12 protein-coding genes are annotated in these 13,189 nt (G+C 70.2%); 8 read left to right on the top strand and 4 right to left on the bottom strand.

Annotated elements, in window-relative coordinates; all coding sequences use genetic code 11:
* Positions 1-21 precede the first annotated feature (21 nt).
* On the top strand, positions 22-879 hold the full coding sequence (locus ABZT93_RS16300) for a phosphatidylinositol-specific phospholipase C/glycerophosphodiester phosphodiesterase family protein (protein WP_356104602.1): 858 nt from the start codon (positions 22-24) through the stop codon (positions 877-879).
* Positions 880-1,010: 131 nt separating this feature from the next.
* Positions 1,011-1,205, top strand: a complete 195-nt coding sequence (locus tag ABZT93_RS16295; RefSeq protein WP_356104600.1) for a hypothetical protein — start codon at positions 1,011-1,013, stop codon at positions 1,203-1,205.
* A 2-nt stretch (positions 1,206-1,207) separates the two neighbouring features.
* Here ABZT93_RS16295 and ABZT93_RS16290 read toward each other — a convergent pair whose 3' ends face one another.
* The 4 genes from ABZT93_RS16290 to ABZT93_RS16275 form a co-directional block, all read right to left on the bottom strand.
* Positions 1,208-2,446: a phosphodiester glycosidase family protein gene (locus ABZT93_RS16290; protein ID WP_356104597.1), complete on the bottom strand. Its 1,239-nt coding sequence runs from the start codon at positions 2,444-2,446 to the stop codon at positions 1,208-1,210.
* A 71-nt stretch (positions 2,447-2,517) separates the two neighbouring features.
* Positions 2,518-2,904 (bottom strand): DUF779 domain-containing protein, encoded by a 387-nt coding sequence (locus ABZT93_RS16285; RefSeq protein ID WP_356104595.1) that lies wholly within the window; start codon positions 2,902-2,904, stop codon positions 2,518-2,520.
* Positions 2,905-2,971: 67 nt separating this feature from the next.
* Entirely contained in the window at positions 2,972-3,241 is a 270-nt protein-coding gene (locus ABZT93_RS16280) for a hypothetical protein (protein ID WP_356104592.1), read from the bottom strand.
* Positions 3,238-4,410, bottom strand: a complete 1,173-nt coding sequence (locus ABZT93_RS16275) for a bifunctional class I SAM-dependent methyltransferase/NUDIX hydrolase (protein WP_356104589.1) — start codon at positions 4,408-4,410, stop codon at positions 3,238-3,240. Before ABZT93_RS16275 ends, ABZT93_RS16280 begins: the two co-directional genes overlap by 4 nt.
* 176 nt (positions 4,411-4,586) lie before the next feature.
* On the opposite strand from ABZT93_RS16275, the gene ABZT93_RS16270 reads away from it, so the two are divergent.
* The 6 genes from ABZT93_RS16270 to ABZT93_RS16245 all read left to right on the top strand — a co-directional run bounded on the left by ABZT93_RS16270 (position 4,587) and on the right by ABZT93_RS16245 (position 13,141).
* Positions 4,587-6,218, top strand: coding sequence for a cellulase family glycosylhydrolase (locus tag ABZT93_RS16270; RefSeq protein ID WP_356104587.1), 1,632 nt, complete (start codon positions 4,587-4,589; stop codon positions 6,216-6,218).
* 157 nt (positions 6,219-6,375) lie between these two features.
* The gene (locus tag ABZT93_RS16265) at positions 6,376-8,427 is read left to right on the top strand and encodes a discoidin domain-containing protein (protein WP_356104584.1); all 2,052 of its coding nucleotides are present in this window, start codon (positions 6,376-6,378) and stop codon (positions 8,425-8,427) included.
* Between the two features lie 24 nt (positions 8,428-8,451).
* Positions 8,452-9,042, top strand: coding sequence for a TetR/AcrR family transcriptional regulator (locus ABZT93_RS16260; RefSeq protein ID WP_356104582.1), 591 nt, complete (start codon positions 8,452-8,454; stop codon positions 9,040-9,042).
* A 63-nt stretch (positions 9,043-9,105) separates the two neighbouring features.
* Positions 9,106-9,453 carry a VOC family protein gene (locus ABZT93_RS16255; RefSeq protein WP_356104580.1) on the top strand — a complete coding sequence of 116 codons (348 nt, stop codon included), beginning with the start codon at positions 9,106-9,108 and terminating at the stop codon, positions 9,451-9,453.
* Between the two features lie 54 nt (positions 9,454-9,507).
* Positions 9,508-11,886, top strand: a complete 2,379-nt coding sequence (locus ABZT93_RS16250) for an excinuclease ABC subunit UvrA (protein WP_356104577.1) — start codon at positions 9,508-9,510, stop codon at positions 11,884-11,886.
* Between the two features lie 169 nt (positions 11,887-12,055).
* The gene (locus tag ABZT93_RS16245) at positions 12,056-13,141 is read left to right on the top strand and encodes an S-(hydroxymethyl)mycothiol dehydrogenase (RefSeq protein WP_356104574.1); all 1,086 of its coding nucleotides are present in this window, start codon (positions 12,056-12,058) and stop codon (positions 13,139-13,141) included.
* Positions 13,142-13,189: the final 48 nt, after the last annotated feature.

Here is a 13,189-nt window from a genome sequence, read left to right as displayed (position 1 = left end):
CGCCCCACAGGGAGGCAGAACATGGCCCTCATCACCCGTCGCAGAGCCCTCACGACCCTCGGTGCCGCGGTCGCGGCGACCGTCGCCCCGCCCGTCGGCAGCGCGTGGGCCGACGGCCGCAAGCACCGCCCCCGTCCGCTGTGGCGCGCGCACGCCCACAACGACTACGAGCACCCGCGCCCCCTCCTCGACGCCCTCGACCACCGTTTCGGCAGCGTCGAGGCCGACATCTTCCTCGTCGGCGACCAACTGCTCGTCGGCCATACCGTGGACGACCTCGACCCGACGCGCACCCTGGAGTCCCTCTACCTCGACCCGCTGGCCGGGATCGTCAAGGCCAACCACGGCTCCGTGTACCGAGGTCACCGCCACCCGCTCCAGCTGCTCGTCGACATCAAGACCGAGGGCTCCTCGACCTACCTCGAACTCGACCGCCATCTGCGGCGCTACCGGCACCTGTTCACGACCTACGTCCACGGCAAGGTCGTCCCCGGCCCCGTGACCGCAGTGATCTCCGGCGACCGAGCCGCCCGCATCCCGATGGAGGCCCAGACCGTACGCCGGGCCTTCTACGACGGCCGGCTCACCGACCTCGGCAGCGCGGCGCCCGCCTCCCTCATCCCGCTGATCAGCGACAACTGGACGCTCAACTTCACCTGGCTCGGCGAGGGCGGCTTCCCCGACGCAGAGCGGCAGAAACTGCGCAGCATCGTCCAGCAGGCCCACGCGCGAGGGCAGAAGGTGCGCTTCTGGGCCACCCCGGACCTCGCCGGGCCCGCCCGGGACGCGCTGTGGACCGAGCTCCTCGCCGCCGACGTCGACTACTTCAACACCGACGACCTGGCAGGCCTCGAGACCTTCCTGGACACCCACCGCTAGGCGCCTTCCAGCGAGCACGGACACCACTCGTTCGGAGGACACTTCAGCCGCCCGGACGAACCCTCCGCTACGCCACACTTGCGGCCGAACGCCGTGAACGGGACCGGGCGGCGTGGCGGAGGAGGCTGTCCATGGTGATTTCCCTTTCTGTGCTGGTGCTGCTGCTGATCCTGGCGGTGATCTTCCTGCGCAGCGGTGGACTCAAGGTCTCCCACGCGCTGGTGTGCGCGCTGCTCGGCTTCTGTCTCGCCGGCACGAGCATCGCGCCCACCATCCACAGCGGCATGACGGCGACCGCGGACATCGTCAGCAGTCTGCGCCCCTGAACTCAGCCGGTGGAGAAGACCCCGATGCCGTTCGGTACGGGCCGTTCGGCGCCGCCCGAGGGGTGGTTGAGTGCGGCGACCGCGCCGGTGCCCGGCGTACGGGCGGCCATCGTCGTGGAACCCCCGCCGTCCAGGCTGAAGGCGTCGACCGAGCCCAACCTCCGCATGGCGTCGGCGACTTCGGCGATCGTCAGCCCGCTGCGATAGGCGGGCGACCCGTCCAGCGCGAGAAGATAGAGCCGCTGTCCGCCGTCCGCGATGCCCACGGCCGTGCGCACGGCCGACGTCGTGTCGTCGAGGCCGGGCAGCGGGCTGCCGTCGTCGAGCACCGGATAGCCCCCGAGCGCGAAGCGGTACGCGACTCCCGCCGAGGCCGCGACCAGTCGGTGCTGCACGGTCACCGCCGAGCCGACCGAGAGCTTCCGCAGGTGCTGCGCGCCCGCCTCCCGGCCCACGAGCACGGTGGTGCCGTCGGCGACCGGCCCGCTGCCAGGGGTGTCGGCCGCGGCGACGACCTGCCCGTCGCGGACCGTCACCTCGTAGGTGTCCGTGCTGCACGGCGCGGCCCGGTCCGTGTCCGTCCCGCAGGTCGCCCGCACCCGGGACGCGCCGCCCCAGTCCGAGGTGAACGCGCCGACCGAACCGACGGGCAGCGCGTACTGGTTCAGCCCGCCGAGCGGCAGTTGCCCCTCGGGCGTCCGCACCGACCCGTCGAGCGCCAGGTCGTCGAGGCGGGCCCGACGGTCGGTGCCCACGCCGAACACGTCCGTGGTGCTCGTGCCGGGCGGCAGCGCGGGTCCGAAGCGCTGGCCGGCCGGCACCGCCGCCTTGAGCGCGCGTCCCTGCGCGATCGCCGGGCCCACGCTCGCGCCGGTGGCCTCGACGCCGGGGTGCTGGGTCTCCGAGATGTTGAAGAAGTCGCCGTTCACCCCCGCGAGGGCGCCCTGCGCGGTGGCCAGCCGGGACACCGTGGCCCGCGCGGCCACCGCCCCCGGATACAGCAGCTCCACCCGCACCCCCGGTTCGCCCAGGTCCGCACGGATCACATGGGCGTGCGCCACCCCCGCGGCCGCGGAGATGTCGAACTGCTCGTACTGCACGCCCGTCGCGAGGGGTGTCCACCCCGGCGCGGCGCCGGCCGGTGCCGCCCCCACCAGGGCCGCACCGGCCAGCGTGCCGAGTGCCGCGAGAAACGTCAGTACCGGTCTACCTGCGCCGAAACGTCTTTGACGGTGCGTCACAGCTCTCCCTGAGGTCGCGTCAACTGTGCCGGAACTCAGGGAAGTGCACCAGACGACGGTGGCCCGAGGGGCTACTCGGCGCCGACCACACGCGAACGGATGAGGAAACGCACCCCCTCGGGTGCCTCGAGAGAGAATCCGCTGCCCCGGCCCGCGACGACATCGACGATCAGCCGGGTGTGGGCCCACACCGCGTACTGGCTCCTCGACATCCAGAACGTCACCGGTTCCTCGACCCCCGGCACGTCCAGCTCGGCGAGCAGCACGTCCGAGCCGCCGGTGCGGAACTCGCCCTCCGGGTAGCACATCGGCGCGCTGCCGTCGCAGCAGCCGCCCGACTGATGGAACATCAGCGGCCCGTGCGCCTCGCGCAACCGGCGCAGCAGCTCGGCGGCAGCGGGCGTGACCTCGACGCGCGCCACCTCGTCGGACACGGCACGTGCGGAATCCTCGTCCATGGTCGTCGAGTGCAGCACGGGGAAGGTTGCGAGGGGGTTGCACGGTCCGGTACTCGGGCGGCGGGCCTCAGGACAGGTCGATGGGCGCCGGGTTCCACTTGTACCGCGCGTCCTCCTCGTCCTTGAGCAGAACTCCGGCCTGCGCCATCCGGTCCAGGAGGTCCACCAGCATGTCGCCCAGCGGATACCCGTCCACCCAGAACATCCGCTTCACCGAGGAGAACTTCTGGTCACGCGGAAAGACGCCCAGAAAGACACCGAGTCGGAACGCCGCGACGTCATAGTCGAGCCAGTCGGCCAGCACATCCTTGAGCTCCATGGTGTCTTCCGCCTTCATCTGGGGCCGGCGTACGGCGTGAAGTGCGCCCGAGTACGGTCGATCGGCAGCTCCGGGCGCCAGGCGGTCAGGCCCTGGGCGCTGCACACGAACAGGTTCTCCGGAAGCCGGTCCAGGGGGAACCAGCGCCAGTCGCCGACGCGTTCGCCGGGCTGGTCCGAGGGCTCGCCCCGCCAGGCGGTGACCTGACTGGCCACCGTCATCCGCACCACGCCGTGGACATCGTCGAGGAGGGTGCCCAGCAGCCGGACGTCGGCCGGGCGGGCCTCGATCCCGGTCTCCTCGCGGAGTTCGCGCACTACCGTCTCCGCCGGCGACTCTCCGGGCTCCACCGTGCCACCGGGCAGCTCCCAGGTGCCGCGTCGGTGCCGGCCGAGGAGCAGTCCGCGCGGGCCGTGCAGGATGGCGCCGACCCCGATCGCCGCGTGCGGGACCGGCCCCCGGTTGGTGCGCTCGCGGGAGGAGACCCGGATGGGACGGGTCGCCCGGAAGATCCGGTAGGAGGCGTGGTTGCCCTCCTCCGGGGCGTCGAGGACGTCGACGCCCTCGACCCGCAGCCCGTGCTCGCCGAGCAGGTCCGTCCAGAGCTCGGGGGCGAGCACCCACATCCGGACACCGACCTCCCCGCCTCCGGCGAGCCGCAGGGTCTCGGACCGGGGCTCGATTGCGGAGGAGGGGCCTTCACCGCGCGAGTTGGTGTGCAGCACGGTGAAGCACAGTGTCCCGCCGGGCCGCAGCGCCCCGGCGAGGGCGGGCAGCAGTCTGCGGGGGTCGAGGTACGGCACCGCGTTGACGGAGTACACGACGTCGTACGGTTCCGCCGAGCCGAGGTGGTCGACGGCGTCAGCCCGGATCAGACGCAGGCCGGGCAGGGAGCCGAAGCGGGCGAGGGCCCGTTCGTGCTGTGTCGGCGACGAGTCGACCGCGTCCACCGAGGCGCCGTGCACGCGGACGAGGTGCGCCGCGTGCCGGCCCGTGCCACAGCCGAGGTCCAGCACGCGCCGCCCGGCGAGCTCGCCGAGGATCCCGGCCCCCGGCCCGGTGTCCCGGAGGCCCCAGTCGAACCTCTCCAGGTCCGGCAGCACGGTGCCGCGCCGCAGGTGGTGGTCGCCGTAGGCATGCCAGGCCTCGGCGTTGACCGAGTGGGGGTCGAGGGGTCGTGTGGTCAACGTGCCTCCCAGGTGCGGTGGTCGAGGCTCGGAACCCTATGCGCGGTCACGACCCTTTGCCGTCGCGCATCTTGACGTGTACTTGACGTATTGGCTTCCATGGGAGCGCTCCCATACTCCTTCCATCTGCCTCACCCACCTCTGGAGCCGCAGTGAGAAGAACGAGAAAGAGCCCCTTGAGCACCTTCCTGGCCCGGCTGGCGGCCCTCCTCGGACTGGTGGTGCTCGGCGCCCTCTGTCCTGGCACGGCCCAGGCCGCCGAGAACGCGGGCGCCCATGCCGCCGCCACCGGTCTGCACATCAGCAACGGCCGCCTGGTGGAGCGCAACGGCAACGACTTCGTCATGCGCGGCGTCAACCACGCCCACACCTGGTACCCCAACGAGCTCGGCTCGCTGGCCGACATCAAGGCGCAGGGCGCCAACACCGTCCGCGTGGTCCTCGCGGACGGCCACCGCTGGACCGCCAACACCGCCTCGGACGTGGCCAATGTCGTCGCGCAGTGCAAGGCCAACCGGCTCATCTGCGTCCTTGAGGTGCACGACACCACCGGCTACGGCGAGGACAGCGCTGCCGGCACCCTCGACCAGGCCGCCGACTACTGGATCGGTCTGAAGAGTGTCCTGGCCGGCCAGGAGGACTACATCGTCATCAACATCGGCAACGAGCCCTGGGGCAACACCGACCCGGCCGGCTGGACCGCTCCGACGATCGCCGCGATCCAGAAGCTCCGCAATGCCGGCCTCCAGCACACGATCATGGTGGACGCGCCCAACTGGGGCCAGGACTGGCAGCAGGTCATGCGCACCAACGCCCAGTCCGTGTACGCCGCCGACACCACCGGCAACCTGATCTTCTCGATCCACATGTACAGCGTCTTCGACACCGCGGCGGAGGTCACCGACTACCTGAACGCCTTCGTGAGCGCCAAACTGCCCATCGTGATCGGGGAGTTCGGCGGCCCCGCCGATCAGTGGGGCGATCCGGACGAGGACACCATGATGGCCACCGCCGAACAGCTCCACATCGGTTATCTGGCCTGGTCCTGGAGCGGCAACACCGACCCGATCCTCGACCTGGTCCTCAACTTCGACCCGGCGCAGATGACGTCGTGGGGCAAGCGCATCTTCAACGGAGCCAACGGCATCGCGCAGACCGCCAAGGAGGCGACGGTATTCGGCGGCGGTTCCGGTGACACCCAGGCCCCCACCGCCCCCGGCGCACCGACCGCCTCCGCGGTGACGGCGACCTCGGCCCACCTGTCCTGGACCGCGTCCTCTGACAACGTTGGCATCGCCGGGTACGACGTCGTGCGGATCAGCGGAGGAACCGAGACGAAGGTCGCTGCCTCGACGGCGAACTCGGTGACCGTGACCGGCCTGACCGCCGACACGGCCTATTCGTTCGCCGTCTACGCCCGTGACGCGGCCGGGAACCGGTCGGCCCGCTCGGCGACGGTGAGCGTCACCACCGCCACCACGCCCGCCGGGAGCTGTTCCGTCGGCTACCGCGTGGTCGGCGAGTGGCAGGGTGGCTTCCAGGGCGAGATCGTCATCAGCAACACCGGTACCGCCGCGGTCAGCGGCTGGAAGCTCGGCTTCACCTTCGCCAACGGGCAGACCGTCTCCAACATGTGGGGCGGGACGGCCGCGCAGAGCGGCGGTTCGGTGACCGTCACCCCGGCCTCCTACACCGACACCATCGCGGCCGGAGGTTCGGTCACGCTCGGGTTCATCGGCAGCAAGGGCGCCACGAACACCGCTCCGACCGCTTTCACTCTCAACGGAGCGGCCTGCGTGAACGGTTGATGGACCCCAGGTATCAGGTCAACTGTCCCGGACTCTTGACTCGGAACGCGCTCGGTCGCGATCCTCGACGCATCTATTGCGCCGGTCATGACAACTCCAAGGGCAGTCAAAACGCCCTCGGTCGACGGCGCATCCCGCCGACCGAGGGACGTGGGCCATGGCCGGACGCACCTGCCGCAGACGCAAGAACATCACCGTCACCACCCTGCTCCTCCTGGTGCTGGCCACGATCCTCGGCCCCACCCAGAGTTCGGCGGCCACCGACTGGTGGACACCGACGGCCAGGCCCACCCCCGACGTCCAGGTCGACGTCACCGGAGCGCCCTTCACCGGCACCAACTCCGCGGGCGAGGTGCGGGGGTTCATCGACGCCCACAACCACCTCTTCTCCAACGAGGCCTTCGGCGGGCGGCTGATCTGCGGCAAGGTGTTCTCCGAGTCCGGAGTCGCCGACGCGCTCAAGGACTGCCCCGAGCACTACCCCGACGGCAGCCTCGCGCTCTTCGACTACATCACCCACGGCGGCGACGGCAAGCACGACCCCGTCGGCTGGCCGACCTTCAAGGACTGGCCGGCGTACGACTCGATGACCCACCAGGCGAACTACTACGCCTGGGTGGAGCGGGCCTGGCGCGGCGGCCAGCGGGTGCTCGTCAACGACCTCGTCACCAACGGCATGATCTGCTCCGTCTACCCGTTCAAGGACCGCAGTTGTGACGAGATGACCTCGATCCGCCTGCAGGCCAGGATGACGTACGACCTCCAGGCCTTCGTCGACAAGATGTACGGCGGCACCGGAAAGGGCTGGTTCCGGATCGTCACCGACAGTGCGCAGGCCCGACAGGTCATCCAGCAGGGCAAGTTGGCGGTCGTCCTCGGCGTCGAGACCTCCGAGCCGTTCGGCTGCAAGCAGATCCTCGACATCGGGCAGTGCAGCAAGGCGGACATCGACAAGGGACTCGACGAGCTGTACGGGCTGGGCGTGCGCTCGATGTTCCTGTGCCACAAGTTCGACAACGCCCTGTGCGGTGTCCGCTTCGACGAGGGCGGCCTCGGAACCGCCATCAACGTCGGGCAGTTCCTGTCCACCGGCACCTTCTGGAAGACCGAGACCTGCAAGGGCCCGCAGCACGACAACCCCATCGGTACGGCGACCTCCGAGGCGGAGAACGACCTGCCGGCCGGCACCGAGGTCCCGGAGTACGACAAGGCCGCGCAGTGCAACGTCCGCGGGCTCACCGATCTCGGCGAGTACGCCGTGCGCGGCATGATGAAACGCAAGATGATGCTCGAGATCGACCACATGAGCGTCAAGGCCACCGGCCAGGTCCTCGACATCTTCGAGGCCGCCAACTACCCGGGCGTGCTCTCCTCGCACAGCTGGATGGACCTCAACTGGACCGAGCGCGTGTACTCGTTGGGCGGTTTCGTCGCCCAGTACATGCACGGCTCCGAGGGATTCGCCGCGGAGGCGAAGCGCACCGACGCGCTGCGCGACAAGTACAACGTCGGCTACGGCTACGGCACCGACTTCAACGGCATCGGCGACCACCCCGCACCGCGCGGAGCGGACGCCGCGAACAAGGTGACGTACCCCTTCAAGAGCGTCGACGGCGGATCGGTCATCGACAAGCAGACGTCCGGGCAGCGCACCTTCGACTTCAACACCGACGGGGCCGCCCATGTCGGCATGATCCCGGACTGGATCGAGGACATCCGGCTCGTCGGTGGCCAGGGCGTGGTCGACGACCTGTTCCGGGGCGCCGAGTCCTACCTGGACACCTGGGGCGCCGCCGAGCAGCACCAGGCGTCCGTGAACCTCGCGGGCGGCAGGGCGGCGACGGCGAGTTCGTCGGAGTCCAACCCGTTCACCAGCTACCAGCCGGGCCGCGCGGTGGACGGTGACGACTCCACCCGCTGGGCCAGTGACTGGAGCGACGACCAGTGGTGGCAGGTCGACCTGGGCGCCACCAACCTGGTCTCCAAGGTCACGCTCCGCTGGGAGCGGGCGTACGGGAAGTCGTACCGGATCGAGCTCTCCACGGACGGCACGAACTGGACGACCGCCTGGTCGACGACCGCCGGTGACGGCGGACTCGACACGGCGAAGTTCGCGGGCACACCGGCCCGTTACGTCCGCGTCCACGGTCTCGCCCGCGGCACCGACTGGGGATACTCGCTGTACGAGGTGGGCGTCCACAGCGGCTGACCGACACGACAGCGGGGGACACGTATGGCACGCATGCCGTCGGCCGAGCGGCGCAGACAGCTGACGGAAGCGGCGATCAGGGCGATGGCCCGGGACGGCGTCGCGAAGACGACGACCCGGTCCATCGCCGCCGAGGCCGGCGTGTCCCTCAGCGTCTTCCACTACTGCTTCGACTCAAAGCAGGCCCTGATCGAGGCCGTGATCACCACGCTCACCGATCACTCGGTGACCGTGGTCCAGGATGCGCTGCGTCCCAAGGACACCCTGGAGGAGACCGTCGCCGCCGGTTTCCGGGCGTACTGGGACCATGTCCGCGCCAACCCCGAGGCGCACATGCTCACCTACGAGCTCACCCAGTACGCCCTGCGCGAGCCGGGATTCGAGCACCTGGCTAGACGCCAGTACGAGCTGTACGGCGAGGCGTACGCCGAGCTCATCGAGCAGCTCCGGGGGGACATGGACCTGGAGCTGCGGGTGCCGGTCTCCGTCCTGGCCCGCTATCTCGCGGCCATGACCGACGGGCTCACCCTGAACTACCTCGTCCTCGGCGACGCGGCCGCCTGGTCGGACATCCTCGACACCGTCACGGCACACATCGCGGGGCTGGTGCGCTGAGACCGGTCAGGACGGTCAGGATTCGAGAAGCGCGGGCCGGGGGCCGTCGCTAGCGTGACGGTCATGGACCTCACGATTCGGGCGAGCTTCCTCCCGCACGACGACCCGGAGGCCTCGCTGGCCTTCTACCGGGACGTCCTGGGCTTCGAGGTACACGGTGACGTGGGCCGCGACAGGAGGCGGTGGATCACCGTCGGCCCCGCGGGCCGGGCCGGTGCCTCGGTCGTGCTGCGCCCGGCGGGCGACGACCCCGAGCTCCTGCTCGCCACCCCCGGCCTCGACGCCGTCTTCGAGCGGCTCCAGTCCCGCGCCGAGGTGATCCAGGAGCCGATCGAGCAGTCGTACGGCGTCCGGGACTGCGCCTTCCTCGACCCCGCGGGCAACCTGATCCGCGTCCAGGAGCTGCGCTGAGGCGTACGCGTCGACATAGTGTTCGAAGTTGTCGAAACGGGAGGACCAGTCACCATGAGCAAGGCCCCGCGGACCGACGCGCCGCACGCCGCTGACAGCCATGACCTGATCCGCGTGCACGGTGCGCGCGAGAACAACCTCAAGGACGTCAGCATCGAGATCCCGAAGCGCCGGCTCACGGTCTTCACCGGAGTCTCCGGCTCCGGCAAGAGCTCGCTGGTGTTCGACACCATCGCCGCCGAGTCGCAGCGGCTGATCAACGAGACCTACAGCGCCTTCGTGCAGGGCTTCATGCCGACCCTGGGGCGCCCCGAGGTGGACGTCCTCGACGGCCTGACCACCGCCATCACCGTCGACCAGCAGCGCCTCGGCGGCGACCCGCGCTCCACCGTCGGCACCGTCACCGACACCAACGCGATGCTGCGGATCCTGTTCAGCAGACTCGGCACCCCGCACATCGGCTCGCCCAAGGCGTTCTCCTTCAACGTCGCCTCCATCAGCGGGGCGGGCGCGGTGACCATGGAGCGTGGCGGTCAGACCGTGAAGGAGCGCCGCAGTTTCAGCATCGTCGGCGGCATGTGCCCGCGCTGCGAGGGCCGGGGCACGGTCAACGACATCGACCTCACCCAGCTCTACGACGACTCCAAGTCGCTGAACGAGGGCGCCATGACCATCCCCGGCTACAAGGCCGGCGGCTGGAACTACCGCCTCTACAGCGAGTCCGGCTTCTTCGACGCGGACAAGCCGATCCGGAGGTTCACCAAGCGCGAGCTCCAGGACTTCCTGTACCGCGAGCCGACCCGGATGAAGATCGCGGGCATCAACATGACCTACGAGGGTCTCGTCCCGCGGATCCAGAAGTCGATGCTCGCCAAGGACCGCGAGTCGATGCAGCCGCACATCCGCGAGTTCGTGGACCGCGCGATCACCTTCATGGTCTGCCCCGAGTGCGAGGGCACCCGGCTGAGCGAGGGCGCCCGGTCCTCGAAGATCAAGGGGGTCAGCATCGCCGACGCCTGCGCGATGCAGATCAGCGACCTCGCCGAGTGGGTCCGCGCGCTCAAGGAACCCTCGGTCGGGCCGCTGCTGACGGCGCTGGGGGAGACCCTCGACTCGTTCGTGGAGATCGGGCTCGGCTATCTCTCCCTCGACCGGTCCTCGGGCACCCTGTCCGGCGGCGAGGCGCAGCGCACCAAGATGATCCGCCACCTCGGCTCCTCGCTCACCGACGTCACCTATGTCTTCGACGAGCCGACGATCGGGCTGCACCCCCATGACATCCAGCGCATGAACAACCTGCTGCTGCGCCTGCGGGACAAGGGCAACACGGTCCTCGTCGTGGAGCACAAGCCGGAGACGATCGTGATCGCGGACCACGTCGTGGACCTCGGCCCGGGTGCCGGTACGGCGGGCGGCTCGGTCTGTTTCGAGGGGACCGTGGAGGGGCTGCGGACCAGCGGCACCGTCACCGGGCGCCACTTCGACGACCGGGCCGGGCTCAAGGACACGGTCCGCAAGGCCACCGGCGCGCTGGAGATCCGGGGCGCGAGCACGCACAACCTCCAGGACGTCGACGTCGACATCCCGCTCGGGGTGCTGACCGTGATCACCGGGGTCGCCGGGTCCGGCAAGAGCTCGCTGGTGCACGGGTCGATCCCGGTCACGGAGGGGGTCGTCTCCGTCGACCAGGGCGCCATCCGCGGCTCCCGGCGCAGCAACCCGGCGACGTACACCGGACTGCTCGAACCGATCCGCAAGGCGTTCGCGAAGGTCAACGGTGTGAAGCCGGCGCTGTTCAGCGCCAACTCCGAGGGCGCCTGCCCCACCTGCAACGGCGTCGGGGTCGTCTACACCGACCTCGCGATGATGGCCGGGGTCGCGACCACCTGTGAGGAGTGCGAGGGGAAGCGGTTCCAGGCCTCCGTGCTGGAGTACCACCTCGGCGGGCGGGACATCAGCGAGGTGCTCGCGATGCCGGTGACGGAGGCGGAGGAGTTCTTCAGCACCGGTGAGGCGCGTACGCCGGCCGCGCACAGGATCCTGGAGCGGCTCTCGGACGTCGGGCTCGGCTATCTCACCCTCGGCCAGCCGCTCACCACGCTGTCCGGTGGTGAGCGGCAGCGGCTGAAGCTGGCGACCCACATGGGGGACAAGGGCGGCGTGTTCATCCTCGACGAGCCGACCACCGGCCTCCACCTCGCCGACGTCGAGCAACTCCTCGGCCTGCTCGACCGGCTCGTCGACTCCGGCAAGTCCGTCATCGTGGTCGAGCACCACCAGGCGGTCATGGCCCACGCCGACTGGATCATCGACCTCGGCCCGGGCGCGGGCCACGACGGCGGACGGATCGTGTTCGAGGGGACTCCCGCGGAGCTCGTCGCCACGGGGGGCACCCTCACGGCGGAGCATCTGGCGGCTTACGTGGGGGAGTGACGGCGGGATCCGGCCGGGGGCGGTGGGTCCGGGGGCGGCCCGTGCCCCCGCCTGCCGCCCGGCCGGAACCGACCTCTTGACCCATGGCTCACCCTCGTCGATGCTCAGTTGCGCATAGCGATACGCGTCGCGAATGAGGCAACCGAGAGTGCAGTCGGAGGAGTGACCCATGGCTCATGAGGTTCGTGCTGTCGTCGCCCGGGCGAAGGGTGCCCCCGTCACCGTCGAGACGATCGTCGTCCCCGACCCGGGCCCCGGCGAGGCGCTGGTGAAGGTGGAGGCGTGCGGGGTCTGCCACACCGACCTCCACTACCGGGAGGGCGGGATCAACGACGACTTCCCCTTCCTGCTGGGCCATGAGGCGGCCGGTCGCGTCGAAGCCGTGGGGGAGGGCGTCACCGGCGTCGAGCCGGGCGACTTCGTCATCCTCAACTGGCGCGCGGTGTGCGGCACGTGCCGCGCGTGCAGCAAGGGCAAGCCCTGGTACTGCTTCGACACCCACAACGCGACCCAGCCGATGACCCTGCTCGACGGCACCCCGCTCTCGCCCGCCCTCGGCATCGGTGCCTTCGCGGAGAAGACCCTGGTCGCCGCCGGGCAGTGCACCAAGGTGGACCCGGCGGCCCCGGCGACCGCCGCGGGACTGCTCGGCTGCGGTGTCATGGCCGGCTTCGGCGCGGCCGTGAACACCGGCGCCGTCGGCCGCGGGGACTCCGTCGCCGTCATCGGCTGCGGCGGGGTCGGCATGGCCGCCGTCGCGGGGGCGCGGCTCGCCGGCGCGACCAAGGTCATCGCCGTCGACGTCGACCCGCGCAAGCTGGAGCGGGCCACGGCGATGGGTGCCACCCACACCGTCGACGGCTCGGCCACGGACGTCGTGGCGGCGGTGCGCGAACTGACCGGCGGCTTCGGTGCCGACGTGGTCGTGGAGGCGGTCGGCCGCCCCGAGACGTACCGGCAGGCCTTCTACGCCCGCGACCTCGCCGGCACCGTCGTCCTGGTCGGTGTGCCCACCCCCGAGATGAAGCTGGAACTGCCCCTGCTCGATGTCTTCGGACGCGGCGGTGCCCTGAAGTCCAGCTGGTACGGCGACTGTCTGCCCTCCCGGGACTTCCCGGCGCTCATCGACCTCTACCTGGGCGGGCGCTTCGACCTGGACGCGTTCGTCTCCGAGACCATCGGCCTCGGGGACGTGGAGAAGGCCTTCGAGAAGATGCACCGCGGCGAGGTGCTGCGCTCCGTGGTGGTCCTGTGAGAGCGCGCGCCGCGTTTCTCATCGTGATCGATGTTGCATATGGAGCAA

Source organism: Streptomyces sp. NPDC005303, assembly GCF_040607335.1.
Lineage (GTDB): Bacteria > Actinomycetota > Actinomycetes > Streptomycetales > Streptomycetaceae > Streptomyces.
Note: the sequence above shows the minus strand (reverse complement) of the source record. Positions and strands in the feature narration are given on the sequence as shown.